Genomic DNA, 26753 nt, shown 5'->3' on the forward strand with positions numbered 1-26753 from the left:
TTTAGTCATTCTGCTTGGGCCCGATGCAGACGGCTATGAGGTAGTGAGCCATCGGGTAGTAACCGGTGTGCACGACCTCGTCGTTGGCGGAGAAAAGGAGGACTTTGCGGAAGTGCTTGTTGGCGGTTTCCAGCATGCGGGTATGGTCGTAAACGTTGATGTGGCCGGCCTTGCTTACCGCGCTCGCGTACTTCTGGGAGTTCAGGCTAGGGGTGCCGATAACGGCGGTTCCGCCGGGGGCGAGGTGGGCGACCACGGTTTCCCAGTAGAGGGCGTCTCGTTCCGGCTCGATGTGTTCGATGACGTCGAGAGAGGCCACTGCGTCGAAGGTGCCTTCGCAGGTGCCTACGAAGTTGCTGGCCTTGAACTGTCGTTTCTCGTCCTCGAAGTTTCGTTTCGCCCAGGCGATGGACTCTTCGTCGAAGTCGATGCCTAGGTAGCGGGAGCTGAATTCGCTGAGGATGGGGCTGCCCATGGCCTCACCGCAGCCCAGTTCGACGATGGACTGGTTTTCGCCGATCATCTTCGCGGCGAATTTGTAGTAGGAAAGCGTGAAGAGCAGGCGTCTGGGGGTGTGGCGCAGGTTGTAGGTGTAGTAGGGACCGAGGGTGATCTCATCCTTGCCGACTAGGTTTTTGGTGTTTCTCCAGACTTCTCGTTCTGATTCGCTCATAGTGGGTGGTTTGTCGTTTTTTAGAAGTAATCGAGGTATCCAAATTCTTTAGAAGGAATGGAGAATCTTTCTGTGTCCGGCCCAGCTGTAGTGGCCCATGTCGCTGAAGGAGGGATTGAATTTGGCTACAATTTCGCTCCATGCTTTCCGCTGGCCGAACTCATCGCTTGCTCGGTTGCAGTTCCAGTCGTCGAAGTAGAGCGTGCACCCTTCGGAAAGGTGTTGGTGGGTGAATAGGTAGTCTAGCACTTGGAGGGTCGATTCATATAGGTCGCAGTCTAAATGTACCATGGCTAGCTTCGTGCCAGGTGGAATGTTTTGGAGCGTTTCCGAGAACCAGCCTTTGAAGATTTCGTAGTCCAGGCTTTTGTCGATGCGCTCGAGGTTCATGGCGAGCTCGATTCTAGGGATGCCGATCAAGGTGCCGTGCGCCCAGATTCCGGATTCGACGAGCGGCGACTGGGTATCCGCCTCGCTGTTGGATTTGGGAAGACCTTGGAAGCTGTCGAAAAGCAGAAGTTTTCTCGGGGATTTCGTTTCCGGCATGATTCCTTTGAGCTGTGAGATGGCTTGGGCGATGGCCATAGTCGATTTGCCGGTCGACGAGCAGCCGAACTCTGCGATATCCCCTTCGACTGCTTGGGAAAATATGTAGGCGACCCCGAGATAGAGGTTCTTCATGGTTTCTTGGGTGGGTAGATCCAAGTGGCAAATGCTCTCGAGTGTCTCTTTCTCGATTATTGGCAGCCAGCGTTTGTTTTGCTTCGAGAAGAGTTCGATCCGTTCAGCGGGGATCCCGAGCTCTTGCGCTTGTTGTATTCCGGCGACGTTTTTAGCGTCGATGATCAGTAGATCGAAGGGGAAGGTCGGCAGTTCGCTGGCGTTGAGAACTGGGATTTGGAGTAGGAAGGAGGGGGTGGTCTCGGCTTGGTCTGAGCAGAAGGCGGTGATGTTCGCGAATTCGCGATAATGGAGGTACATGTCCATGGCCTGCTGACCCTCTCCGACAATTACGAAGTGCGGCAGGGACTTTTCGCTGGTGGCGGAGCTGGCTTCAGGGGTGTACGGTATCCGCTGCACGAGCTTAATCTTTTCGTTCGCCACGCCGACTGCTTTTGCCTGATTGATCATCGCAGGGTAGGCTTCGTCGATTACGAGGTAGTCGAAGTCAAGTTCTGCTAGTAGGGCAGGATGGACGATTAGGATATGCTGGATGGTGGATCCCGTTATGGTGGGGTCGTTGTCGCAAAATGCTATGACTTCAAAAAAATGAATGTAGTGGCCAAGCATTCTGGTCCCATTTTGTCGTGCTCCAAAAATTACGATGCGGTGGCGACTCATAGCTTAAATGGCTCCGTCGGCGTTGATGAGGCAGCCGGCGTAGAGGGCGGCGGCGCCTTGGCTGAGGAGGCTGAGGTTGCTCGCTATTTCTTCCGGGGTCTGGAGTTTGCCGGAGGGCTGACTTTCGCAGGCGGCTTGGTAGGCGGCAGGGTTTTCGGTTTTAGCTTTGCCCCAATTGTTGGGGCTTTCCACGACCCCGGGGCTGAAGCCGAATACAATGACGCCTTGTCTTGCCAGACGTTTGCCTTGGCTTCGGCTGTAGTGGGCGAGGGCCGCTTTTGCGGCGCCGTAGGGCGCGGAGCCTTTGCAGTGGAAGGCGCTGGAGGAGCACAGGTGTATGATGCGTCCGGACTGTCGCGAAAGCATGTTGCGCAGGATGAGCTTATCGAGTTCCACAATGGCGTGGAAGTTCGCGTTGAACACTTTCTGCCAGTTTTCGAAGTCTGTATCGGTTTCTCGAATACCGAGCGTGCCGCCGAGCGCGTGGATGGCGAGGTCGACTTGGAGAGTGGCCCAGTCTTTTTGAGGTTCCGGCAGGGAGGTCGGTTTTTGGGCGTCGAAGACGAGCTTCTGGTGTCCGTGGCCCGGCAAGGTGGAGATCAGGGATTCGAGCTTATCGGCGTTTCGGCCAAGGGCGATAATCTTGGCGTCTTTGCGGGCGAACTCGTGGCATACTGCGGCACCGATGCCGCCGGTGGCTCCGGATACTAGGACGACTTTTTCTCGCAGTTCGCTCATTCGCTGGCGCTAGGCTCCTTTGTCGAGCCCGAGTTTCTTCATGGCCTTGATGTTGTGGAACTCGTCTTTGTTTTCGAGGGTGCCGTCCTTGAAAAGTTCGATGACTTCGTCGATGGCGGTGTCGACGCCGTACTTTTGCACGAAGCCGGTGGCTAGCAGTTTCTTGGAGCTGAGGCGGTAGCTGCGCGGATCGTTGGAGGGGGTGACGGTGATCTTGGCTTCGGTTTTGGCGGCGGCGCGTTCCGCGATTTCCATGATGGAAAGGTTCTCGAAGCCGGCGTTGTAGATGCCGGTGAATTCGGGGTGGGCGAGGAAGTGGTGGTACACGCCAATCATATCCAGAATGTGGATATTGGGGCGTGTTTGGTCTCCTCCGAATACGGTGATGTTCCCGTTGGTAACGGCAAGCATGGTGAGGATGTTGACCGAGAGATCGAGGCGCATGCGCGGCGAGTAGCCGCATACAGTGGCGGGGCGAATGATCTGGATGGCTATTTCGTCGGCGTAGGATAGCAGGACGCGTTCGCTGACCATCTTGGTCTTGTTGTAATCGGAAATGGGAACGAGGGAGAGGTCTTCGGTGACTTCGGGCTCCTCCTTAACGCCGTAGACGGACCCGGAGCTAGCGAAGATGAATTGCTTGGCGCCAGAGTCGATGGCTTTTTCGACGAGGAATTTGGTGGCGAGGGCGTTGACCTCCCAGTTGAGCTTGGAGTTTAGGTCAGAGCAAGGGTCGTTGGCGATGTTTGCGAGATGGATAACGGCGTCGACGCCGTCCATCGGAATGTCGTCGATGTTGCGAACATCGGCTTCAAGAAGGGTGAGCTGGGGGTGGTCTTCGAGGAAATTGCCGAACCACATGGTGTCGACACCGACGACTTGGTGGCCTTGTTCAAGTAGGGAGGGGACGAGTCGTGTGCCGACGTAGCCGCAGGATCCAGTGACGAGTATTTTCATTTCGATGTAACTTTAGGGGTGGCGCAGACTACGAATAGGTAGTGGGCCATTTTCGAGAAACCGGTATGGACGACCTCGTCGTTCATGGAGAAGAGGAACACGTTTTCGAATTTCCGCTGCAATGTGCGTTTGAAGTCGGCGCCGCTCTTGCAGTTGACGTGTCCGGCTTTGCTTTGGGGGGATGCGTACTCTTGCGACTCGAGGGAAGGGATGCCGAGTATGAGCACTCCGTGTGTATTCAGACTTTGGATAATATTGTCGAGGAAGGTGTCTTCGACTGCGGGTTCGATGTGCTCGAATACGTCGATTGCATATGCGGCGTCGAACTTCCGGTGGGCGAGCGGGGCTTTTAGAATGTCGTGGACGAGAAATTCGATTCCGAGCTCTGGATCGGTTCGGTCGGTTGCGTCTTCGATAAAGACGGGGTCGAAGTCGAGAGCTGTGAGATTGTCGACTGCTTTGGCTACTAAAGGCGTTCCGAATGCATCTGCGCAACCCACTTCGAGGACGTTTTGTTTTCCCTCGAGGAGTTTGCTGGCGAATTTGTATCGAGCGAGGACGAAAGCGACGCGTTTGGGATCGTCGAAGTAGACTTGGCTGCTCATGAGCCCGAAGCGTGCGAGGCCTTTTTGTTTCTGTCTTTCGAGGAGTTCCTGGTATTGAGGTTCCTTGGTTACGCTGGGGTTTGCAGAGTCCATGTTAGAAGTTGAGGAGAGACATTCCTCCCTTTAGTAGTTTGGATTTGGATACGGATTCGGTGTTGCCTATTATGCGAACCGCTTGGGCTCCGGCGAGCTGTCCGAGGAAAGTGCCGAGCTCGATGGGGAGGTCTTGGCAGGCGGCGAGCGCTGCGAGTGAGTAGAAGGCGTCGCCGGCGCCGATGGTATCGACGATCTGGTCTTCGAGGCGGGCGCAGTGGCTGGCATTGCCGCGGCTGTCGAGTCCGACTGTGGTTTTCGCTCCGCGGGTGAGCCAGGCCATGTGGGAGCCGAGTTTCGAGCGGAGGCGTTCGAGGTCGGCTGCGGGGTCGAGGGCGCGCTTGCCTGCGTCGAGCATGAGCTCTGCTTCGTCGAGGGAGAAGGCGTTGGCGTGCTGGTACTGTTGGGAGATGAGGTTGTAGCCGTGGTTGTAGCTGTTGGTTTGGCAGTTGACGGCCAGGAAGGGGGCTTCGGCTTGGATAAAGGAACGGATCTTGTCGGTCATGAGTCCGTGTCCGAAGTCGGTGACGACGACGAGGTCGTAGCCTTTTATCGATTCGAAGAGCCGGTCGATGAGCTGGGCTTCGATTTGCTCGTTTTGGTACTGCGAGTCGATGTAGTTGATCGAGAAGAGCTTCCCGAGTTCTTGGCTGCGCTTGCTGAGCTCGACGAAGCGCTGCTTGACGATGGTGGTGAAGCTAGGGTCTCGCAGCAGGTTGGGTTGCTTTCCGATTTCGTGCTCGTGGAGCAGTGGCTCGAGCCAGGATTCCGTGCCGATTATGCTGGCGATATCGACTTGCCCGCAGAAGGGGCTGAGGTGGCGGTAGACCGCGAGTGAACCTCCGAGCTGAATGCTCTCTTCTTCGTAGCGGCCGGAGAGCATGCGGTTCTTGGTGGTCAGTCCTTGGACATGGACGTAGGTGTACTTGTCGAAGATTACGTCGCCGAGAACGAGTACCTTGAGCTTCTTGAAGTTTTCGACGGCGTCGCGGAACTTGTCGGGCGAGTAGCTTTCGGCGAGCTTCTTGCAGAATTCTTTGTTCTCCTCGGAGAGGTGCTCGAGGTTGTTGTTTATGAGCTTGGTCGAGCTGAAAACGACCGAACCTACGTAGCGGATCTCGCCGCCGCATCGCTCGACGGTCTTTACGTCGTCGGCGATGTTGCCGGTGACGTCGTTGCTTTGGTCCGCGTACTCCTTGCCTTTGCAGTAGTAGCGCGGCTTGACGAGCTCGATGGCTTCCACGGCAGCGGCGTAGGGGATGAGCACGACGTAGTCGACGCACTCGAGGGCGGCGAGCGACTTGCTGCGGAGCGCGTCGTCAAAGTAGGGGCGTCCGGGACCTTTGTTGACGAATTCGGCGGCGGTGAGGGTGACGACGAGCTTGTCGCCGAGCTCCTTGGCTTCCTCGAAGTGAACGATGTGACCGGGGTGGATGAGGTCGAAGGTGCCGTGGCATTGCACGAGCTTGTGGCCTGCTGCCCGTTCGGCTTCGAAGACTTGGGAGGCTTTGTCGAATAAAATTATTTTGGAAGCGTATTCCATGAATGGATACTTTATGCCTTGTGCTGGTAGTGCAGGGGAAGTGTTTTCAGGGAGTCGAGCCAGCGGTCAACCCATGCTATGGTTTCGTCGATGCCTTGTTCCAGTTCTACTTGGTCTGTCCAATTGAATTGTTGGCGGCAGCGGGTGCTGTCCAGAGAGTAGGCGTGGTCTTTTCCCGGGCGTTCTGCCGTGACGCGAGCTATATTACCGAGTGGCTTGCCGAGTCTGTCGGATATGAGCTCAGCGAGTTGTTTTATGGATACGAACCGGTTGGATGAGATGTGGTAGCAGGATCCTGGCTCGGCCTCTTCCGTGATTTTAAGGGTGGCGGATGCGACGTCGTCGAAGTGAATGAAGCTACGCACGGAACCGCCTCCTCCATGGAGGTCGAGCGTTTGGCCGAGTCGATGGCAGAGGATTACCCGTGGGATGATGCGGAAGGGTTGCTGGCCGGGGCCGTAGACGTTGGCGGCTCGGGTCCAGACTACGGGGAAGTCGTATTCGGCGAGGAATGTCTTGAGGTGGATGTCGCAGGCGGCTCGGGAGGCTGCGTAGGGCGTCGATGGGTTGAGGGGCGCGGACTCGTCGATCATGCCGTCGGTTGTGCCGTAGACTTCGGGGGTAGAGATGTGAACGTATTTTTGGAGGCAGGGAACCTTGCGCAGGGCTTCGTGGAGGGCGACGTTTCCGAGTAGGTTCGTATTGTAGTAATCCAGCGGATACTGCCAGCTTTCGGCGACCATGCCGAGGGCGGCGAAGTTGACGACGAAGGGGATTCTATTGCTTTCAACGAGCTCGGCGATTTGGGCGGCGTTTTGTCGGATGTTGAGCTGGTGAAATTCGAACTTGGCTTGCTGTTCTGAGTCGAGCCATCGGTAGGGCAGATAGCAGTGATGGGGTTCGGGAGAGCGGCTGACGCCGACGACCTGCCAGCCTTGGCGGAGGGCTTGGGCGACGAAGCTTGCTCCGGAGAATGAGTTGGAGCCGATGACAAGGAGGATGCGTGTCGCGGTCATTTGGTAGCGGCCTGGATTTTTTCGCGCAGGCTCAGGGTGAGCATGTGGCCGACAGTTTGCTGCAAGTCTTCGGCGATTTGCATGTCGTCGATGGGGAAGTGGATGGCTTGGTCAACCATCTCGAGACATTTGCCGCCGTCGAAACCGAGTATGGCGGAGGTTTTCATGCCGAGACCTTGGGCGGTTTCGAGGGCCTTTACCACGTTGGGCGAGTTGCCGCTACCGGAGAATGCGATGAGGACGTCGTCTGGGGTGGCTTGGGTTTTGAGCTGGTGCGAGTAGATGTTCTCGTAACCGGTGTCGTTTCCGAGACAGGTGATGATGGAGGCGTTGTCGGTGAGAGGGAGCACGCGTAGGGCTCGGCCTTGGGGGTTTGTTCCGTATAGAAAATCGTTGGCGAGGTGGCTGGCGTTGGCGGCGCTCCCGCCGTTTCCGCAGAGGAAGACGATGCGGCGTTTTTGCCAGCATTCGAAGAGGGTTTCGGCGAGGGCGTCTACTTGGGTCCAGTCGTAGCTTTGGATGACTTGTGTGAGTTTGGCTGCGTAGGAGGAGGAAAGGCTGTTCATACCGTGGGGACTAGCTAGTGAGCATGTTGAAATGACCGATTTATCAACATCGATTTGTAAAAAACTCTAAGCCTAGTCCAAACCTTAAGCTCTTTACTCTATTTTTGCATTTGTTCGACGATGGAATCTGCGATGGAGAGGGCTGCGGTGGCGGCGGGGGAAGGGGCGTTGCAGACGTGGAGGATGCGGCGGTGTTGCTCGAAATGGAAGTCGTCGAGTAGGGAGCCGTCGGAGTGGCAGGCCTGGGCTCGCACTCCGGATGGGGCGGTGTGGAGGTCGCTTTCTTGGATTTCGGGAATCAGGCGCTGGAGGGCGTGGGCGAAGGCTTTTTTGGAGAGGGAGCGGACGATTTCGTCGCTGCCCATGCGCCAATGTCGCTTGGCGAGGGTCCAGAAGCCGGGCCAGGCAAAGGTGTCGAGAAGGTCGCGCAGGTTGATGTCGCTCCAGGTGTAGCCTTCGCGAGCGAGGGCGAGCACGGCGTTGGGTCCGGCTTCGATGCCTCCGCTGGTCATGCGGGTGAAATGCACTCCGAGGAAGGGGAATGCGGGGTCGGGGACAGGGTAGATGAGGTGCTTGACGAGATGTTGGGCCTCGGGCGTGAGTTCGTAGTATTCTCCGCGGAATGGGATGATGCGAAGGGAGATCTCGGGGTCGGTTTGTCGGGCCAGCCGGTCGGAGTGCAGCCCGGCGCAGGTGCAAAGCTGTTTTGCGGGGATGGTTCCCTGGCTGGTCTCCAGGACGAGCTGGTCGTTGGATTCGACGATTTCGAGCAGGCGGGTCTGCAGCTGGATCGTCCCGCCGGCCGCGGTGATCTCTTGGGCGAGGGCGCGGCAAAGGGCATGGTAGTCGACGATGCCGGTTTGGGGAACGCGGAGGGCTGCGATGCCGGTGGCGTGGGGCTCGTAGTCGGCGATTTGTTCGGAGCTTAGGCGAGTTACGTTTTCCAGGCCGTTGGCTTGGGCGCGCTGGTGAAGGGCTTCCAAGCGGGGGAGCTCGTCCTCGCGGGTTGCCACGATGAGCTTGCCGCAGATCTCGTGGGGAATGTCGTGCTTTTGGCAGAAAGCGACGAGTTGGTGGTAGCCGTCGCGGCAGTTGGTGGCTTTTAGGGAGCCAGGCTTGTAGTAGATTCCTGAATGGATGACTCCGCTGTTGCGCCCGGTTTGGTGGGCAGCGAGGCGGTCTTCCTTGTCTAGGACGAGGAGGCGTTTGCCGGGGTGTTGCGAGAGGTACTTTTGGGCGGTGGCCAGTCCGACGATGCCGGCTCCGATGATGACGATGTCGTAGGGAGGTTTCATAGGATTGCTTACCAAGGAAGCTTTTGCCGGCGCTTTTGGCAAGTCGCTGGACGTGTTATGTAACTTTTTAATGAGTAGTAGTTTGTGATGATTGCTGAAAGGTTGGCCCGGCGTTTGCTTTGTTGTGGAGTCGTTTTGCAAATTCTATTCTATCGCTTCTCTTTTCCGCATACCCGGGCAATTCCTGCCTAGGGTGGCTTTTCGTTTATGTACGTCGTTGGTTCCATTATCGCTCGTTTGGGCAGCAAGAGGCTGGCCTACAAGAATCTGCTCCCGTTTGCGGGGCGGCCACTGGTGGGGCTGGGCGTGGAGATTTTGCGCCAGGCGAAGCGGGTCGACGAGATCGTGGTCTCTACCGAGAGCGAGCTGATCGCCCGGGTGGCTCTTGATTTCGGAGCGACGGTGTTGCGGCGTCCGGTGGAATTGGCGGGGGACGACGTCCCTTCGGTTCCGGTTTTTCAGCATATTGTGGAGAACCATCCCTGTGACGTGCATGTGAATTTCAACATAAACTTTCCGATGTGCGATCCTGCGGTGATCGACCGAGCGGTCGAGCTGGCGGAGCGTGATGGCGAAGCGCTTTCCAAGCCGTTTGCCGTATGGGCCCAGTCGGTCGAGCGTTTGGCTAACTACGTGGATCCGAGGAACATTCCCTCGGCGATGCAGAGCATTTTTGAGGATGAGCGAGCCGGGCCGCTCGACGTGCACACCGAGCAGGACTTGCTCGATACCTACCGGGCTGCTCAAGGAGCTGAGCCAGAGGGACTTCCAGAGGGATTCTAAATGAGCTGCAATACTCAAGAAGCAGGAGGAAACTACCGATATAGGGGGATGGGGGATCTCGTGCCTCCGCGATCTGTTGACCGAACGTGACCATGACTCGAAAAATTATCCTTAAATCGTTCATTGCCAAAGTCTTACTTTGGGGGCTGTCCGTTTCGGCTTGGGGCGCTTCGCTGGAGCTGGGGCAAGTGCGGGCTAACCGCCGAGGCTGGACGGAGATCGAGCGGGCTCGCGCGTCTCATGATAGGGACGCGTCGCAGGACACCCGCGAGGTGGAGGGTTTCGGGGAGGAAGATGCTTACGTGACGGAGGAAGTTGCGCCGGAAGATTCGCTGAGGGCTTTCGAGGGCGATGCCGGCGAGGAACAGCTTGAGGAGAGTGGGGCGGCCCCGGATAAGGAGCGTCGCGTCACCCGCGTTCGCAGTGGGAGCAAGCGGCGCTCGGGGCTTATCTTGATCGGCGGTCGCGAAAGGAAGAAGCCAAGCCTGAAGGATGGTTACTTGACGGTGGACCTGCCGCCGGCGTTGCGTTTTTCGGATGCGGATCCGGTCAACGCTCGGCCTCCGTCGCCGGCCCTTCCGGAATTTAATTTCGTTTCCCACGAGTACGTGCCCTACCTGTTGGAGACTCATTTAACGGAGGACGAGTTGCAGGAGGCGGCCATGCTCTCCGAGATCGTCATCGAGATGGAGCCGCACGAGGTGGTTTCCGGTAAGATCAAAACGCGCAGCACCAGCCATGAAGAGCTGGTGGAGCACTTCGATTTGGAGGAGCAGCGCTCCACGGTTTTGAGGCCTGAAGAAGTGTTGATCTTCTTCGAGACGGATACCCATGCGGGGAGGGCGGGAGCGATGGTTCCCTTCAACCCGGCGACACCCAACACGACCACCATCAAGAGTTCGGCGACCCTGAAGAAAGAATAGCGATGAATATATTTCGAAACGTCACGACCCTCGTTTTTGCGTCCCTCTTGGCTGGGCCGCTTTTTGCCTCGTCGCCTGCTCCTGCATCGAGCGACAAGAAGCCGGCGGATGGCGAGCATGCCGAGGGCAAGCCAGCCTACGACCCGCATCGGATCGTCATCGTAGAGCCAAAGCGGGAGCTGGATCCGGAGCTCGCCTCCGAGCAGGTCATGCGTTACTACGAAGCGGCGGTCACGGAATGGAAGGGGGGCGACTACGAGTTTTCGGAGCGATACTTCGCAGCGGCCTTGGGGGTTCCTTCCGAGGTTCCGGAGAAGGAGCTGGTGCTCTCCAAGATGGGCGAGCTGTACCGCAAGGCGGGAATGTTTCCCAAGTCGGCAGCCATTTTCGAGCGCCTGGCTACGGAGTTTCCTGAAAGCCGGCGCTTGCCGGAAGTGTACATGGAGCTCGGCGACATCTATCGCGAGATGGGAGCTCAGGAGTTGGCGATTTCTCGCTACTACAAGGTGCTGAATTCCTCTTTGAACGTTTCTTTCGACCAGTTGGAGAAGTACCGCCAGGTTTCTCTCAACGCCAAGCTGGCGATTGCGGAAACGCACAAGGAACGCGAGGAATTCCAGGAGTCATATCGGCTGTACGAAGCCCTTTTTCGTTTGGAGCTGAGGCCCGTGGAGCGCCTACGCGTTCACTATCGCATGTGCTATCTATTGTATGAGCTGGCCAACTACCAGCGTGCGGTATCGCACTTGAAGCATTTTTTGGAGGAGTATCCAGAAAGCCCGCACAACCCGGAGTTGCGCTACTTGCTGGCCAAGTCCTACGAGAAGCTGAACCGCAAGCCGGAGGCCTTGCGCGAGGTGGTCAACATCCTGCAGTCACAGACCAACCTGGAAGCGGGGTACGTGAGCGACGCCGACTATTGGAAACGTCGGACCGGTAACGAGCTTGCCAACGAGTTCTACGAGAACGGCGATTTCCGCAGCGCCCTGACCATCTACCAGGCCTTGGCTCGCTACAGCGCGGCCCCAGGGTGGCGTTGGCCGGCGATCCATCAGATCGGCCTTTGTTTCGAGCGCCTTGGGTTGCCGGAGAAGGCTAAGCTGGCTTACGAAGAAATTCTGAATCCAGAGGGCGGTCAGCTCGTTGCCGATGTGGATCTGAGCGAGAACCTGCGTTCTCTCAAGGAGATGGCGCAATGGAGGCTTGAACACTTGAACTGGGAAGATGATCTTGTGGCTCGCCTTCAACTGTTGAAGGCCCAGTAAGACCCTGTTCTTCATCCCGTTTCCATGAACCCAGCCAAGACCGAAGCGATTTTGCGCGAACACGTGCGTTTGTGCTCAGACCTGCATCAGCTCTTCATCGAAGAAGGGCAATTGATGCGCTCCACGGGAGAGCCTCCGAGCGAGGAGTTTTTGGAAAAGAAAAAGAAGTTCGTCGGTGTCTTGGACAAGGGGCTGGAGCTTCTGCGGATGATAAACGAGTCGGATGAACCGGTTTCGCCCATCCTCTCGCCCTTGGTCAAGGAGTGTCGTGACAAGATCATGAAGCTGATGATCGTGGATCGGGAAAACGAGCGCTTGCTTCTGAAGTGTTCCTTGCCGCCGCGCATGAAGGAAGCGTATTCCAAGGTGGCTCCTGGCCAGGTGGCGCGGGCGTACGGCAAGTTTGCCAAATAGCTTCGTGGCTGTCTGGCTCCGATCGGCGATGCAGCCGAACGACCGTGGCGCAAGGCCACTTGCTACTAGGTGCGATTAAACCTGTTTCCCGGTAGGGCGGACTGGCCCAGTCCGCCGTGGACATATGATCCTGCAACGCGGCTGTCTGGGCTAGACAGCCCTGCCTTCGCGATTGCAGGATACCGTTTTGGTCGAATTCGGCTTTACGTGTTGGGTGAAATTTTGAGGGCGACGACGCAGATGTCGTCGTTGGAAGGGCGTCCGCCCAGAGCTGTCGCCAGGGAGGTCTTCACGTGATCAAGTTGTTCGTCGATCTTGCGGCTGGTAGCGAGTCCGAGAGCGTGCACAAGCCCGTCCTTGCCGAAGTCGACTCCAGTGGCGGTGCTTTGCTCGATGATGCCGTCAGTGAAGAGGAAGAGCTCCGATTCGCTGTCGAGCGGAAAGCGGGTGTCGCCGAAGGGTTCTCCTCCGAGGAGCCCAAGGGCGGGGCCGACGATGTCGCAAGGGCACTCTTGGAAGTCCGACTCGTTGTTCTTGAGAAGGGGACAGGGGTGGCCGGCGCTGGCGAGGATGACTTCGCCCTTGGCCAAATCGACGATGAGGTAGGCGGCGGTCACGAAACGGGGGAATTCCTCGTCTTCGGCGAGAGAAAGGATGGTCTCGTTGAGGTGTTGCAGGACCTTGGAAGGATGTCCGAGGATATCTGGGATCTCGGTCATCAGGCCGCGGATGAGCATGGTGACCAGGGCGGCCTTCACGCCATGGCCCATCACGTCGCAAACGAGCACGCCGATGCGATTTTCGTCGACGGGGATGAGGTGAAAGAAGTCGCCCGCGAGGTGGTGGCTGGGCTTGTAGATGTAGCAGGCTCGGAAATTCCAATTGTCGCCGTCTTTTGAATACAGACGGCTCTGGTTGAAGCCCATGGACATGAGCTGCTCTTGGAGCTGGCGGGCCACTAGGAGCTCCTCTTCGTATTGCTCGTTCTTGGCTTGCAGGGCTTCTTTCGCTTTGCGGGCGAGCTCCTCCGCCTTTTTCTGTTCGGTGATGTCAAGGGACATACCGACGATTCCTTCGATCTTGTCGGACTGGGTGCGCAGGGGAACCTTGGATGTCAGGACCCAGCGGTTACCGGCGAGAATGCTTTTGTCGTACTCTAGCTTGTTGGTGACGGCCTGGCCTGTTTCGATGACCTGTAGGTCTTCCGCCAATACGCGGTCGGCTCGTGGGTCGTTGACGACGTCGGTGAGCAGTTTCCCTGTGATATCGAGGTCGAGCGGGATGCCTACCACCTTGCGGTATTCCTGGTTGACGAGGATGAACTTGCCTTCCCGGTCGCGCAGGAACAGGCGGCAAGGGAGAATTTGGATGATGGTCTCTAGGAGTCGCCGCTGGCGGAACACCTCTTGCTCGGCCCGCTTTTGCTTGGTGATGTCGCGCGAGAGGCCGAAGGTGCCGCAGATTTTTCCGTTGGGATCGTAGAGGGGGAGCTTGGAGGAGATGACCCATCGCTCCTTTTTTCCTTCGTGAACGGAAAGCTCTTCCTTGAAGCTCCATCCTTTGCCGGTGCGGATGATCTCTTGCTCGTCCTCGAACTTGGCTCGGGCGGAGTTGGCCTCGAAGAAGTCGAAGTCGGACTTTCCTACGATGGCGGAGGGTTCGCCGACTCCGTGGTAGGTGGCCATGGAGCGGTTGACGCAGATAAAGCGGCTTTGCAGGTCCTTGAAGTAGACATGGTCAGGCAGGGACTCCATGAGCTGCTGGAAGAGCTGGGTGCCCATGTCCTCGTCTTCGTGGAAGAGGCTTTTCCTGCCTTCCTTGATCCCCATGTTGTAGGCTTCCTCGAGCATGCGATCGACCTCGGCTTGGCTGAGGGTGATCTCCCTGTCGTCGCTTCCGGCTGGCTGGCCAATGCGCTGGAGGGTTGCTGCAAGGATGGTTTCGGCAGGTTTCATTCAAACGGGGAATCCAATTCGCGAAACATAAGCAGCAAGTCGCAATTAGCAAATCTAGAGTGAATCCTCCTGAAAAATGCAGATTCGGATTAGTTCTATTTGCCTAGTCTTGTGTCACGGGTCGCATGTTGCATGCGGCGTAGCGCTGAGCTACGAGCCAGCGGCCGTAGAGGTCGGATCTTGCAGCGCGGACGTCGGAGCTACGTTTGATTACACGAAAAAGCGGTCCGGAAGGTATCCGGACCGCTGATACGTTGAAAGTGTTGTCGCCTGCTAGGCTCCGCTGGCCGCCGCGCTCTGGTGGGACGTTTCTACGATGCGTACGAGCTCCTTGATGTTGAAGGGCTTTGCCAAGGTCGCCACCAAGTTGGGGTACTTGAAGTGGCGGGCTTCGTCGTGGAAACCGGAAATGATGATGAACTTGGTCTTGATGTTCTGCCAACCGGAGAGGAATTCGAGGACCATTTCGCCGGAGAGGCGGGGCATCTTGAGGTCGAGCAAGACGACGTCGAATTGGTGGTTGGGATCGGAAAGGACGGACACAGCGTTGTGTCCATCGCAGAGCACGGATACGTCGTGCTCTTCGCCGAAGACTGTGAAGAGTAGGAGTCGGATTGCGGGATCGTCGTCTACGATTAGAATTTTCATTTTCCTGAAGCTGAGTGGCTTATTTAGGGTGAGTGGTAGGGAACTCGGTTGGCGTGTAGGAAGGCTTAGCCAAGTTCAGGTCTGTTTCTATCAATCGGCTTTAGGCGATTTTTCTGAGGTGTTTTTTTACGTATTCAGGTGAATTAGCCGCTTTGTTACAGTGGCTCAGTTGTTGCCTGAGAGGTTGGGCTTTTTCGATTGGGTGAGCAGTGGGGAGGTGAAGCCGCCGGCGTCGAAGAGGGTGTTGTTGACCTTGCCGTAGAACTTCTGGATTTCGCCTTCCATGCAGCGAGCGGATTCGCGGATGGTGGATATGTCGCTGGGTTCGATCCAGTACTTCTCGGTCACGGATTGGAGGAATTCCAACTTTTCGGCGAGAGCGGCCACGGTGGCCAGCGAGTCGGCGAAGAGTTCAGCCTCGGTGGGAGCGAGCTGAGCCTTGTTGGCGAGCGGCTTTGGCGCCTCTGCTGCCGGGGCGGTCGCAGGTTTCTCGGCAGCGATGCCTTGGCTGAGGGTCAGGTTGCGTACCACCTCGAGCAAGGCGCGGTAGTTGAAGGGCTTGGGAAAGATCTTGTTGGCTCCGAGCTGGTTGAACTGGGCTTCGGAATCGGGGTTGAGAAAGCCAGTGAGCACGATGACGGGCACGTTGGGGTGGGCTGCCTTGACGGCCTCGATGACTTGCAGTCCGTCCTTTTTGGGGAGGTGGTAGTCGAGGATAATGAGGTCGTTGGATTCGGAGAGTCCCTTGTGGATGCCGTCGTCTCCGTTGTCGGCTTCGTCGACGTCGAACTCGTCCTTGAGGACTTCGCGCATGACCATGCGCAGCGCGGGATCGTCTTCTACCAATAGTACGTTCTTCTTCATCTTAGTTGTTTCCGGTGCCGTGTTGGGCGTTTTGGTAATGCTCCGCCACGAGCTTTATTTGTTGTGAAGGGGGAACCTCGTGTCCTGCGAACAGGATGGCGAGGGGCTGTCCGAGCACGGAGCGGATGGGGAACTTGCTGCCGTGCAGCCAAGTCTTTCCCCAGGAGAGGGTGACGAGCTCGCGGGTTTCGAAAATAGGGCGTTGGCGGCTGGCCACGAAGTCGTCGGCCGCCTGTAGGTTTGAGTCGTCCTCCAGCCAGAACAGGGGAGGAGGAGATTGGGTCTGGGGCTCGAAGCGCGGCTGCTTGCGGCGCAGGAGCTCGCGTCCCTTTTGGTTGAGGTAGAAGACGTCGTCGCGGGCGAAGTAGGCGAAGACGCAGCATTCGAGGCTTTCGAATGAGCTGACGTCTGCTTGCAGGAGCTGCTTGGGGACGTCGAAGGCTCCGTCGATCTCTTCGATGGCGCTTTGCAGGGCATCGGGAAGGTTGGCTTGGAGGAGCTTGTCGTCGTGTTGCATGTGCGAGCGTGCGTTCTCTTTCGGGAGGATACTCGAGAGTATCATCGTCCCGGACGGTCGGAGCTTTAGCGGAAACTACTCAAAGCGAGCCCTTCTTTCCGTAGGGTGTTCTACTGGGGCGGCTGGCTCTCGCGGTGGGCGAGCGGAAGCGGCCCTAGTTTGATCCTACGCCGAGCGCCTTGCGGGCTTTCTCGAGGTGTTCGTTCGCGTTGAGGATGGCGAGCTCGAGCTGGCTTTGCTCGATTTCGAAGGCGCCTTCGATCATGTCGAGGGCCCAGCTGTCGCGTCCGTCGTTGCAGCCGATGACGGCGGCTCCCCAGTTGGCGACGTGCAGGGCTCCAGCGAGCTTGCGGTAGGCTTCGGGAGCCTCGATCGGGTTGTACTGGTAGCGGATGGGCACGTAGACCTCCTCGGGGAAGGACCATTGCTCGAGCATCTTGGAGCCGGCCAGGGCGTGGTCGAAGCCGAGGGTTTGGCTTTCCGCCTTGTCGAGGCTGAGGCGCTCGGTCTCTACTTTCTTGAAAATGTCCACGTACTGCTCGCCGCAGCCGAGGTGCATGCCGAGCTTGCCGATGTCGTGCAGCAGGCCGAGGGTGTAGGGGAGGCCTTCCATGTCGGTGGCGTCCTTGGCGATCTGGTCCATTATGAGGGCGACCGCGAGGGAATGAGCCCAGAGGCTGCCTTTGCCGATGTCCATGCTGGGAAGCGCTCCGTCGAGGTAGTCTCCGCTGGAGACGAGGTTGACGATGCGGTAGACTTCCTTGATGCCGAGCATGGCCACGGCGTCTTGCAGGTCGGTGACGGGGGAAGGGGGCGAGTAGGCTCCGGAGTTGCTGAGCTTGAGCACGCCGGCCATGATGGCGGCGTCGGTGGAAATGAGCTGGACGATGTCGCTGGAGTCCGCGTCAGGATCTTTCATGATCTTGACGAGCTTGGGGAGTACTTCAGGAGCCGGGGGTAGCGTATCCGTTTTCTGGATGAGTTCTTCTACTGTCATGGCTAGGCGAGGCTTATTTTGGAGGTTCCGATGGGGGTTTTTAGGGTAACCTCACCGGTGCCGACATTGAGGTGGATGGTGCGGTTGTTGACGCCGCCGACATCCGCCTTCACGACTTGTATGCCGAGGGCGTTGATCAGCTTCTTGACGGCGAGGATGTTGCGTTCGCCGATCTTGAACATGTCTGAGCCGGAGATGACAGAAGCGCCTCCGGCCACGAATGCTCGCATGCGTCGGCGTTCTGCCCGCAAGCCGCAAAGGTTACGGAACATGATGGGCATGCCGGTATCCGCGAACATGGCGGGTTGTTTTTGCGCCTTGTCCGGGGAAAGCGTGGAGTCGGGCAGCATGATGTGGATCAGTCCGCCGACTTTTACCTCCTTGTCGTAGACGATGATCCCGACGCAGGATCCGAGGGCAAAGGTGCTGAGGTTGACGTTGGCGTTGTTGGATACGGCAAGGTCGCCGACGCCAACGACGACGCGTTGCTGAAAAAGGGATGGGAGAGTAGGGGCTCCGCTCATTTGGTCTAAATGTCTGTCTGTGAGAGTTCTAGAGGGTGCGTATAGCGTGGCGGAGGACTCGATTTCTGGGGCATAGTTCGGGTCTTCTGGGGATGTTCAGCAGGAAAGCGGTCGGGCCCGGGATTGGGTGGCTCGACGGCGCGAGGGAGCGGTTCCTAGAAGTGGAGGCTAGAAGCCGAGAGCGTCTTCGAGTTCGCTGGAGACCACCTTTTCGATGTCGAGCAGGGTCTTGACGCTGTCCTTGATGCGTGCGATGCCCAAGCAGCATTCGGTGCTGAGGCGGGTTCCGAAGTCAGGGGATGGCTTCACGTCTCCTTCGGTGACGTTGAGAACTTCTTCGACGGCGTCGACGACCAGTCCGAGGAGTTGGTTGACGCCTTGTCCGCCGTCGACGTCGACGACGATGATGCAGGTGCGCTCGGTGGCCTCGCCTGCATGGAGATTGAATTTGACGCGCAGGTCGACGACGGGGATGACCTTGCCGCGCAGGTTGATAACTCCCTTCACGTGCTCCGGCATTTGCGGTACGGGGGTGATCTTCTGCATGCGAATGATTTCGCGAATCTTGAGTACCTCGACTCCGTAGCACTCTTCCGCTAGGGTGAAGGTGAGGAACTTGCCGGAAGAGAAGGAGGAGTGAGTGGTTGTGTCGTCAAACGTGAGGTTGCTCATAATTATTCCTCGGTGGAATTGTGGGAATGCGATTTATTATGAGCTAGATCGGTCCGAGGATCGCTTTCCTTAAGGACAAAATGGCTGCTGACGCGGTCCGCTATGGAGATTGTCTTGGTCGGCAGCTGAGGAGTGGGCGTCTCGGTGATGCCACGCGCATTTGATTTACGAATTTTCCGCCCAAGGGAGGGAATTAGTGAGGCATTTTTACGAGCGTCTCCAGACGCATCCTGTGCGGAAGCCAGGCTTGCATGCCAAGCGCTTGGAAAAAAACTGAGGTTGCGCTTTCCATGCGCGGGCCGGCGGTTTTCGGATCTCAGCGGAACACCATGAGGCGTTGGGTGAGGGGGTTGGCGAAATCGTGCTCCTTGATTTTGGAGATGATGCCGCCGGTGAGGCGCTTGTCCTCGGGGATGAGCAAGAGGCCGGAGGGACTGTAGATGCCTTTGGCCAAGACCATGCCGGGCTCCAGCTCGGCGAGGGTGATTTCTCTTACCTTTTTGGGAAGGTTGGTGAGGTTGGAGCTCTTCATGAAGAGCCGCACGGCCTCGGGGTGATAGGCGCGCCCCGACTCGCGGATGATGAATTCGAGGGCTTGGTCGCGGGGCAGGTTGCACTCGACGAAGCCGATGGCGACGGCGAGGTGGCGAGCGGGCACCGGAATGCTCTCCCGGCTGAGCTGGTCCGGGTAGCCAAGCCCGTCGAAGCGTTCGCGGTGGTAGCGGATGGCGAGCCCGACCTCGTTGAGGTTTTCCACGAAGGAGGCGAGCGTTTGTCCGTAGACGGGGTAGTGGCGGAGCAGCGTTTCCTCGGACTCGTCGAGGCTTTGGGCATCCTTGAGGCTTTTGGAGACGAGGTCGCGGGGTAGGCCGATGCGGCCGAGATTGTAGAGCCAGGACGCAACTTTGAGAACTTCCGCCTCGCGAGGCTCGAGCAGCTCGGACTTTGCGATCTCCGAGCAAATGGAAACGACGGACTTGGTCTGCTGGCCGAGGATGGGGTGGAAGGCTTCGATAAGACGGAAGCAGATCTCGAGGGAATGTTTGAAGTTCCGCTCCAGGGCTTGGTTGGCCTCGTCGAGCATGAGGGTCTGCTCTTGCAGCTGGCGGACTTTCTCTTCGAGAGCGGTGTTGCTGGCGACCAGCTTCTCGTTGAGGTCGAGGGTGTCGGCCTGCAGCTTTTCGTTGGTTTCGACCAAGGCGTAGCGTTGCACGGCGTTTTCCACGGTGGCGAGCAGTTCCTCTCGGATCCACGGCTTGGCGAGGAAGCGGAAGATTTCGCCTTTATTGACCGCTTCCACCACGGTGTTGAGGGTGAGCACGCCGGTGATGAGGATGCGGGAGGCGTTGGGCTGCTTCTGCTTGCAGAGGTCGAGGAACTCGAGGCCGGTCATCTCCGGCATGCGGTGGTCGGAGATGATGGTGGAAAAGCGGTTGGTTTCGACCGCCTTGATCGCTTCGTTGGGACTGGTGAAGGCGGTGACCTGGTACCCTTCGCGCTCGAGGGTCTCCTTCATAGCAAGCAGGACGATGTCGTCGTCGTCCAAAACGAGGATGTTGCTGGATCTCGGCTCGGAGAATCTCATGGGTGCGGTCTGGGAAGTCGGTTAGCCGTGCGAAGCGTTCTGGATGGGGAGATCAGTTGAAGTAGGCGGCGAGCTTGTTGAGCAAGGCGGAAGGTTTTGATGATCCGGCGGCGACCAATCCGCAAATCCTTTTTGTAGAAACTGATAGGGCGTCCACGCTTTCGCCCAGGGCGATGAGAGCGACCTTGTCGCAATTGCGGGCATGGCCGAGCTCCGAGACGAGCGGATCGGCCTTCTCGTCCAAGGCGCTCTTGAAGACGAGCACGCCGTCGAGCTGAGGGCCGTCTTGCAGTAGGTCGAGCAGCAGCAGTCCGGGCTCGAGGTGTACGCGGGTGTCCCAGCCGGCGTTTTGCATGGCGATGAGCAGGGGATGTCGGGTGATGTCCTCCCACGTGTAGATGAGGATCTTGGGAGGAGTGGATCGAGGAGCGGTAGCCTTTGCGACAGGCGCTTTCTTTGGCGCCGCGGGGGCCGCGTCGGCAGCTGGCACCGCAGGTTCCTTGGTTTCTCTTTCGAGCAGGGGCAGCACGATGCGGACTTGAGCGCCCTTGTCGGGGTTGTTGCCCAGAGTGATGGAGCCACCAAGCTCCGTTGCGAATTTCTCTGCGATGCTCAGGCCGAGGCCGGGATGGTTTTCGCTTCCTTTGGTGGAGTAGAACGCAGTGGTCGCCCTCTCCAAGTCCTCCGGCTTGAAGCCGCTGCCGTTGTCGGAAAATTCGATGACGCCGCAGGCTCGTCCCTCGAGCGTGGTCGAGGAGACGGCGATCTTCACTTGGGCATCCTCGCCGCAAGCGTCTGCAGTGTTGCCGGTGAGGTGGAGGATGACTTGGCGGAACTGGTTGGCATCGAGTTGGATGGGGTGCTGGCCAGGGGCAAGCTCGACGGTGATGGCGGCGCCTTTGGGCAGCAGGGCCTCCATGTACTCCTTCTGTTCCTCGACGAGGGTTCCCAGGTCGAAATAGCCATTTTGTCCGGCCTCGAGGGTGGTCAAGTGGCGAATCTTCTTAGTGAGGTCCTGGGCCCGAATGGAGCAGTCGCGGATGTGGCCCATGGCTTCGGCGGTAGACTGGGGGTCGGACCCCGGCTCGGCGTAGAGTTCGCTTAGGGAATAGATGCCGGCGATGGTGTTGTTGAAATCGTGCAAGTAGCGCCGGGTCATGCTGGTGGCTATTTCCTTCCACGAGCGTCGGGCCAAGGCGTCGAAAGCGACTGTGCGGAAGGAGTCGTCGACGAGGCGTCCGGCGATGGCGACGGCTTGGCCGTTTTCGTCTCGCACTACGGAGCGGTAGTCCACGACGGGCAGGGTTTCGCCGCGGCGGTTGACTTGTATGCGGTAGCGGGCTTCCGCTTCGAAGCGGTCCAAGGCGACGGCGGTTTGGTAGGCCTCGCGCTGCGTTTCTACGACCAGCTCGTCCCAAGAGGTGATGGCGTCCAGCAGCTTGTAGAAGGCAGGCGGGAAGGCACTTTCAGTTTGGCTAAAGTAGCGAGGGGCTCTTCCGGGAAGCTCGAGCAGGTAGCTGATGCCTGGACCGAGGGATGCAAGCTTGGCCTCGTCGGTAACGTTTCCCGCGAGTTCGCGGATCGCAGCATTGAGGTCGTTGGCGGGCACGTGGGAGCAGATGGGTTGGTTATTCAAAGTCGAATGGAGGCAAGACGCTTGGGGGTTCGTCCTGTTCTGGCAACTCGGCTTTGGGAATAAGTGGCCCAATTCGCGATTTTTTTACGCGAAGCCTGCCGCGGTTCGCGGTTGGTGAAGCGGTCCACGGGATGAAACCGTGGTCTGGCGCGCTCGCCCCTAGGCGGGAAGCTGGTAGATCGCTGGCTTGATGGAGTGGTAGGGATGGCGGATGCCGGCCAAGCTTTCTGCGTGGCCGATCAGCAGGTAGCCGCCGGGCACGAGGTGTTGGGCGAGGCGTCCTACCAGCTCCTGCTGCGTCTCGCGATCGAAGTAGATCATGACGTTGCGGCAGAAAATGACCTGGAACTTCTGGTGCCAAGGGTACTGCTGGGCGAAGAGGTTGAGGCGCTGGAACTTCAGCTTTTGGGAAATTTCCGGACGCACGCGGAAGTAGCCTTCCATCTGCTTTTCGCCTTTTTGAAAGTAGCGTCTGAGCCACTCGTCCTTGACGTTCTTGAGCCGGTCGCGGTCGTAGATGCCCTTGGAGGCGAAGTCGAGGACGCGGTTGGAGATGTCGCTGCACTGGATGGACCAGTCGTAGCCTTGCTGCTTGCCGAGGAACTCTTCCAAGGCGATTGCGAGAGAGTAGGGTTCCTCGCCGGTCGAACAGGCGCAGCTCCAAATCTTGAGCTCCTTTCCGGAGCCGAGCCTTCCGTTGACGAAAGTGGGCAGGATATGGCTGGTCAGGAAATTGAAGTGGTTGATCTCGCGGAAGAAGAAAGTGTGGTTCGTCGAGATCGCGTCGATGAGGTGGTAGAGCTCGCCGCTGTTGGGGCGAGATTGCAGCATTTGGCAGTATTCGGTGTAGCTGCCGAGGTTGTTGGCCCGGAGGCGCTTGCCGAGTCGAGCGCTGACCAGTTCGCGTTTGCTGTCGCCGAGGTTGATGCGGGTCTCCTTGTAGATGAGGTCGCGAATGAAGGAATAGTCCTGGTCCGTTATTTTGCCCTTGGGGGTCATTCCAAATGTCAGTTTCTGGTTGGTGGTGGGATTGGCAGCGCTTTCGATTGGCTGGCTTTTTCTTAGCGTAGGGAGGCGGAAGCTCATGCGTGCGGTGAGTAGGTGTACTTATTGGCGTCGTTTAAGATCGCGCGTTTTGCCGCAAACTTGAGTCCCAGCGCTCAAATCAATCGGTAATAACTTGCGCAAAAGCCGCTGCCGGCGCGACTCGGGCTGCAGCCCCTGCGGGACCGGGGGCATCCTGCCTCGGGGGCCAGAAATTCTGCTTGATTCTCGAACGCCAGAAATTCATATCAACAAATGTAGATACATTGATATGATGATCGGCCTTCGTTCGTTGGAGGCAGCAACCACTATCGATCAGCCAAAGCTTGCGAAGTCCTTAACGACGATCTACCCGAACTTCTTTATGTCCGTGCTAAACATCCAGTCACTTCCTACTTCGGATACTTACCAACGCCTGCGTGCCCTCCTAAGTGAGCGCATTCTATTCCTGGACGGAGCGATGGGCACCATGATCCAGCGTCACAAGCTGGAGGAGGCGGACTTTCGCCACGGGCATTTCGAAGCGCATCCCAGCGATCTGAAGGGCAACAACGAGTTGCTCACGCTGACGCGCCCAGACGTCATCAAGGGCATCCACAAGGCCTTCTTGGAGGCGGGTTCCGACATCATCGAAACCAACACCTTCTCTGCGACCGTGATCGGGCAGGCTGACTACGGGCTGGAGGATTCGGTGGACCTGCTCAACGCGGCTTCGGTCAAGCTTGCCAAGGAAGCGATCGCTGAGTTTGTGGCTGAAAATCCGGGGCGCGAGTGTTTCGTGGCGGGCGCTATCGGCCCGACCAACCGCACTGCTTCTCTCTCGCCGGACGTTAACCGTCCCGAATACCGGGCGGTGACCTTCGACGACTTGCGGATCGCTTACTTGCAGCAGATCCGAGCCCTCGGCGAAGCGGGTGCCGACATTTTTCTGCCCGAAACCACCTTCGATACGCTCAACCTGAAGGCCTGCATTTTTGCTCTCGAGGAGTATTTCGTGGAGCGGGGCGAACGCTTGCCGGTGATGCTCAGCGTTACGATTACCGATGCCTCTGGACGTACTTTATCCGGACAAACCATCGAAGCGTTTTGGAATTCCGTGTCTCACGCCCGACCTTTGAGCGTGGGGATCAATTGCGCTTTGGGGGCCAAGGACATGCGACCCTACATCGAGTCATTGGCCAAGAACGCCGATTGTTTCATCTCTTGCTACCCGAATGCGGGCTTGCCCAACCCGCTCAGCGAGACGGGCTACGACGAGTTGCCCGCCGACACCGCTCGCTTCCTCGAAGACTTTGCCCAGAACAAGTTCGTCAACTTGATCGGAGGGTGTTGCGGCACGACGCCAGAACATATCAAGGCGATTGCCGACAAGTCCCGCAACTATCCGCCGCGTCCCATTCCGCAGATCGAGAAAGCGCTTCGACTTTCTGGATTGGAACCCTTCGAAGTGAAGGGCGAGAAGGCGCCGTTCGTCATGGTGGGCGAACGGACGAACGTGACTGGATCCCCGCGTTTCAAGAAGCTCATCAAGGAAGAGAAGTTCGACGATGCGCTGGCAGTCGCCCGCCAGCAGGTGGAAAACGGGGCCAACATCATCGATATCAACTTCGACGAAGGCATGCTCGACGGCGAAGCCTGCATGACGAAATTCCTCAATCTGGTGGCGAGCGAGCCGGACATTTCCCGGGTGCCCATCATGATCGACTCTTCGAAGTGGTCCGTGATCGAGGCCGGACTCAAGTGCGCTCAAGGCAAGTGCGTGGTGAACTCCATCAGCTTGAAGGAAGGCGAAGAGAAGTTCCTCGAGTCCGCGTCATTGGTTCGTCGATACGGAGCCGCAGTCATCGTGATGGCCTTCGACGAAGAAGGTCAGGCTGCCACGCGCGAGGACAAGGTGCGTATCTGTAAGCGAGCCTACGACTTGTTAGTTGAGAAGCTCGATTTCCCACCGGAGGACATCATTTTCGACCCGAATATCCTGACGGTCGGTACTGGCATGGAAGAGCACGCCAACTATGCGGTCGACTTCATCGAGGCCACGCGAGAGATAAAGCAGCTCTGTCCATACGCTCGCGTCAGCGGTGGCGTATCCAATATTTCATTCTCCTTTCGCGGCAACAATCCTGTCCGCGAAGCGATTCACGCGGCCTTCCTCTATCACGCGATCCAAGCCGGCCTAGACATGGGAATCGTCAATGCAGGCATGCTCGCGGTCTACGACGAGGTTGAACCCAAGCTGCTCGAAGCGGTGGAGGACGTGCTGCTCAATCGCAATGCAGAGGCTACCGAACGCCTGATCGAAATGGCGGAGGAGGTGAAGGCCAATGCTTCCGGAAAGAAGGTCGAAGAAAAGGTCGACGAATGGCGTTCCGGCACGGTTGAAGAACGCCTCTCTTACTCCTTGGTGAAAGGGATTTCGACTTTCGTGGACGAGGATGTCGAGGAAGCTCGCCAGAAGCTGCCGCGTCCGTTGGACGTGATCGAGGGGCCGCTGATGGACGGCATGAAGATCGTGGGTAAGCTTTTTGGCGAAGGGAAGATGTTCCTGCCGCAAGTGGTTAAGTCAGCCCGCGTCATGAAGAAGGCGGTGGCCTACCTAACTCCCTTCATGGAGGCGGAAAAGGCCGACAACGCCAGTTCCTCGCGCGGCAAAATGTTGATTGCTACGGTGAAGGGAGACGTGCACGATATTGGCAAGAATATCGTAGGGGTCGTTCTTGGCTGCAACAACTACGAGGTCGAAGACCTCGGGGTGATGGTGCCTTGCGATAAGATTTTGGATACAGCCTTGGAGATCAAGGCGGATATCATTGGTCTGAGCGGATTGATAACCCCTTCGCTCGACGAGATGATCCATGTAGCCAAGGAAATGGAGCGGCGCGGTTTCACCGTGCCGCTCCTGATCGGCGGCGCCACGACGAGCAAGGCTCACACCGCGATCAAGATTGCCCAGCACTACAGCGGGCCGGTCGTGCACGTGACTGACGCGTCGCTGGTGGTGGGCGTTTGCAATGACTTGCTCAATCCCGACAAGCGGGACGCCTTTATCCAAGAGTTGGATACAGCTCAAACCGGGCTGCGCGAGCGACACGCTGCGGGCAACGCGAACCAGGCGAAGATCCTTTCCCTGCAGGAGGCCCGTTCCAAGGCCTTCGTCACGGATTGGGAAAAGGCGGACCTGGCCAAGCCAGAGGCATACGGCTTGACGCTTTGGGAAGACGTTGACCTCGCCACGGTAGCGGAATACATCGACTGGTCTCCCTTCTTCTGGACCTGGGAGCTGAAGGGCGTCTTTCCGAAGATCCTAGAGAGCGAAAAGTACGGCAAGCAAGCGACCGAACTCTACGAAGACGCTCAAAGGCTCCTCAAGCAGATTATCGAGGAGAAGGCCTTCCGCTTGCGCGGTGTTACCGCCTTTTGGCCCGCCAACGCGGAGGGTGATGACGTGGTGCTCTGGCGAGACGAGTCAGCCAGCGAGGAACTGAGCCGTTTCCATTTCTTGCGTCAGCAGAAAGAGAAGGTGGGTGACGAGACCTACTACAGCCTCTCGGACTTTATCGCCCCCAAGGCGAGCGGGCAGGTCGACGCGCTTGGCGGCTTCGCTGTCACTGCGGGCGAGGAAGTCGAAGTGTTTGCCAACAAGTTCAAGGCGGCAGGCGACGACTACACCGCGATTTTAGCCCAGTCGCTCGGCGACCGTTTTGCGGAGGCGCTGGCGGAGTACATCCACGAACGCGTCCGCGAGCAGTGGGGATTTGGCAAGTCCGAGCAGCTCACCAAGGAGCAGCTGATCAAGGAAGAGTATCGGGGGGTGCGTCCCGCAGCGGGCTATCCTGCCTGTCCGGACCACACCGAAAAGGATACGCTCTGGAAGTTGCTCTCCGCGGAGGAGCATACAGGAGTGTCCTTGACTGAGAGTTACGCCATGAATCCCGGCAGTTCGGTTTCCGGACTCTATTTCGGGGGAACCGACGCGCGCTACTTCAACGTGGGCAAGGTCGAGCGCGACCAGATCGAGGATTATGCCAAGCGTAAGGGAATTTCAGTAGAAGTCGCGGAGAAGTGGCTCGCTCCGAATCTTGCGTATAGCTGATTCGGA

The 26753-nt window shown here is 58.0% G+C and carries 24 protein-coding genes; 5 read left to right on the forward strand and 19 right to left on the reverse strand.

From position 1 onward, the window contains the following. Position 1 precedes the first annotated feature (1 nt). From IEN85_RS18005 to lhgO, 9 genes are all read right to left on the reverse strand, one after another. Entirely contained in the window at positions 2 to 673 is a 672-nt protein-coding gene (locus tag IEN85_RS18005; RefSeq protein ID WP_191618504.1) for a class I SAM-dependent methyltransferase, read from the reverse strand. A gap of 48 nt (positions 674 to 721) precedes the next feature. Then, positions 722 to 1963, reverse strand: a complete 1242-nt coding sequence (locus IEN85_RS18010; RefSeq protein ID WP_191618505.1) for a TylF/MycF/NovP-related O-methyltransferase — start codon at positions 1961 to 1963, stop codon at positions 722 to 724. Positions 1964 to 2017: 54 nt separating this feature from the next. Next, on the reverse strand, positions 2018 to 2752 hold the full coding sequence (locus IEN85_RS18015) for an SDR family NAD(P)-dependent oxidoreductase (RefSeq protein WP_191618506.1): 735 nt from the start codon (positions 2750 to 2752) through the stop codon (positions 2018 to 2020). A gap of 9 nt (positions 2753 to 2761) precedes the next feature. Further along, positions 2762 to 3709 (reverse strand): NAD-dependent epimerase/dehydratase family protein, encoded by a 948-nt coding sequence (locus tag IEN85_RS18020; RefSeq protein ID WP_191618507.1) that lies wholly within the window; start codon positions 3707 to 3709, stop codon positions 2762 to 2764. Next, entirely contained in the window at positions 3706 to 4407 is a 702-nt protein-coding gene (locus tag IEN85_RS18025; RefSeq protein ID WP_191618508.1) for a class I SAM-dependent methyltransferase, read from the reverse strand. The genes IEN85_RS18020 and IEN85_RS18025 overlap by 4 nt, the downstream gene beginning before the upstream one ends. Position 4408: 1 nt before the next feature. Next, positions 4409 to 5950: a PfkB family carbohydrate kinase gene (locus IEN85_RS18030; protein WP_191618509.1), complete on the reverse strand. Its 1542-nt coding sequence runs from the start codon at positions 5948 to 5950 to the stop codon at positions 4409 to 4411. 11 nt (positions 5951 to 5961) lie between these two features. Further along, positions 5962 to 6966 (reverse strand): NAD-dependent epimerase/dehydratase family protein, encoded by a 1005-nt coding sequence (locus IEN85_RS18035; RefSeq protein WP_191618510.1) that lies wholly within the window; start codon positions 6964 to 6966, stop codon positions 5962 to 5964. Next, positions 6963 to 7532, reverse strand: coding sequence for an SIS domain-containing protein (locus IEN85_RS18040; protein WP_191618511.1), 570 nt, complete (start codon positions 7530 to 7532; stop codon positions 6963 to 6965). Before IEN85_RS18040 ends, IEN85_RS18035 begins: the two co-directional genes overlap by 4 nt. A gap of 98 nt (positions 7533 to 7630) precedes the next feature. Further along, on the reverse strand, positions 7631 to 8827 hold the full coding sequence (gene lhgO / locus IEN85_RS18045) for an L-2-hydroxyglutarate oxidase (protein ID WP_191618512.1): 1197 nt from the start codon (positions 8825 to 8827) through the stop codon (positions 7631 to 7633). Positions 8828 to 9034: 207 nt separating this feature from the next. Here lhgO and IEN85_RS18050 point away from each other — a divergent pair, with 207 nt between their 5' ends. The 4 genes from IEN85_RS18050 (at position 9035) to IEN85_RS18065 (ending at position 12212) form a co-directional block, all read left to right on the forward strand. Then, a complete protein-coding gene (locus tag IEN85_RS18050; protein WP_191618513.1) occupies positions 9035 to 9610 on the forward strand; it encodes a cytidylyltransferase domain-containing protein in 576 nt (191 codons plus the stop codon). A 92-nt stretch (positions 9611 to 9702) separates the two neighbouring features. Beyond that, positions 9703 to 10533 (forward strand): hypothetical protein, encoded by an 831-nt coding sequence (locus tag IEN85_RS18055; RefSeq protein WP_191618514.1) that lies wholly within the window; start codon positions 9703 to 9705, stop codon positions 10531 to 10533. A 2-nt stretch (positions 10534 to 10535) separates the two neighbouring features. Continuing rightward, complete coding sequence (locus tag IEN85_RS18060; protein WP_191618515.1) at positions 10536 to 11798, forward strand: tetratricopeptide repeat protein; 1263 nt, start codon at positions 10536 to 10538, stop codon at positions 11796 to 11798. 24 nt (positions 11799 to 11822) lie between these two features. Next, positions 11823 to 12212, forward strand: coding sequence for a hypothetical protein (locus tag IEN85_RS18065; protein WP_191618516.1), 390 nt, complete (start codon positions 11823 to 11825; stop codon positions 12210 to 12212). A 203-nt stretch (positions 12213 to 12415) separates the two neighbouring features. Here the strand turns inward: IEN85_RS18065 and IEN85_RS18070 are convergent, their stop codons facing one another. The 10 genes from IEN85_RS18070 to IEN85_RS18115 all read right to left on the reverse strand — a co-directional run bounded on the left by IEN85_RS18070 (position 12416) and on the right by IEN85_RS18115 (position 22696). Further along, the gene (locus tag IEN85_RS18070) at positions 12416 to 14167 is read right to left on the reverse strand and encodes a SpoIIE family protein phosphatase (RefSeq protein ID WP_191618517.1); all 1752 of its coding nucleotides are present in this window, start codon (positions 14165 to 14167) and stop codon (positions 12416 to 12418) included. A gap of 273 nt (positions 14168 to 14440) precedes the next feature. Beyond that, entirely contained in the window at positions 14441 to 14815 is a 375-nt protein-coding gene (locus IEN85_RS18075; protein WP_191618518.1) for a response regulator, read from the reverse strand. Between the two features lie 165 nt (positions 14816 to 14980). Next, a complete protein-coding gene (locus IEN85_RS18080; protein ID WP_191618519.1) occupies positions 14981 to 15679 on the reverse strand; it encodes a response regulator in 699 nt (232 codons plus the stop codon). 1 nt (position 15680) lies between these two features. Then, complete coding sequence (locus IEN85_RS18085) at positions 15681 to 16196, reverse strand: PAS domain-containing protein (RefSeq protein ID WP_191618520.1); 516 nt, start codon at positions 16194 to 16196, stop codon at positions 15681 to 15683. Positions 16197 to 16350: 154 nt separating this feature from the next. Then, positions 16351 to 17193, reverse strand: a complete 843-nt coding sequence (locus IEN85_RS18090; RefSeq protein WP_191618521.1) for an HDOD domain-containing protein — start codon at positions 17191 to 17193, stop codon at positions 16351 to 16353. 2 nt (positions 17194 to 17195) lie between these two features. Beyond that, the gene (locus IEN85_RS18095) at positions 17196 to 17717 is read right to left on the reverse strand and encodes a chemotaxis protein CheD (protein WP_191618522.1); all 522 of its coding nucleotides are present in this window, start codon (positions 17715 to 17717) and stop codon (positions 17196 to 17198) included. Between the two features lie 168 nt (positions 17718 to 17885). Further along, positions 17886 to 18389 carry a chemotaxis protein CheW gene (locus IEN85_RS18100; RefSeq protein ID WP_191618523.1) on the reverse strand — a complete coding sequence of 168 codons (504 nt, stop codon included), beginning with the start codon at positions 18387 to 18389 and terminating at the stop codon, positions 17886 to 17888. 316 nt (positions 18390 to 18705) lie between these two features. Continuing rightward, positions 18706 to 19974 carry an HD domain-containing phosphohydrolase gene (locus tag IEN85_RS18105; protein ID WP_191618524.1) on the reverse strand — a complete coding sequence of 423 codons (1269 nt, stop codon included), beginning with the start codon at positions 19972 to 19974 and terminating at the stop codon, positions 18706 to 18708. A gap of 52 nt (positions 19975 to 20026) precedes the next feature. Then, positions 20027 to 21610, reverse strand: a complete 1584-nt coding sequence (locus IEN85_RS18110) for a sensor histidine kinase (RefSeq protein ID WP_191618525.1) — start codon at positions 21608 to 21610, stop codon at positions 20027 to 20029. Between the two features lie 159 nt (positions 21611 to 21769). Further along, positions 21770 to 22696 (reverse strand): CheR family methyltransferase, encoded by a 927-nt coding sequence (locus tag IEN85_RS18115; protein ID WP_224772721.1) that lies wholly within the window; start codon positions 22694 to 22696, stop codon positions 21770 to 21772. Positions 22697 to 23018: 322 nt separating this feature from the next. Between IEN85_RS18115 and metH the strand changes: the two genes are divergently transcribed. After that, positions 23019 to 26747, forward strand: coding sequence for a methionine synthase (gene metH, locus IEN85_RS18120; protein ID WP_191618526.1), 3729 nt, complete (start codon positions 23019 to 23021; stop codon positions 26745 to 26747). Positions 26748 to 26753: the final 6 nt, after the last annotated feature.

The sequence above is a fragment of the Pelagicoccus enzymogenes genome, from assembly GCF_014803405.1.
Classification (GTDB): domain Bacteria; phylum Verrucomicrobiota; class Verrucomicrobiia; order Opitutales; family Opitutaceae; genus Pelagicoccus; species Pelagicoccus enzymogenes.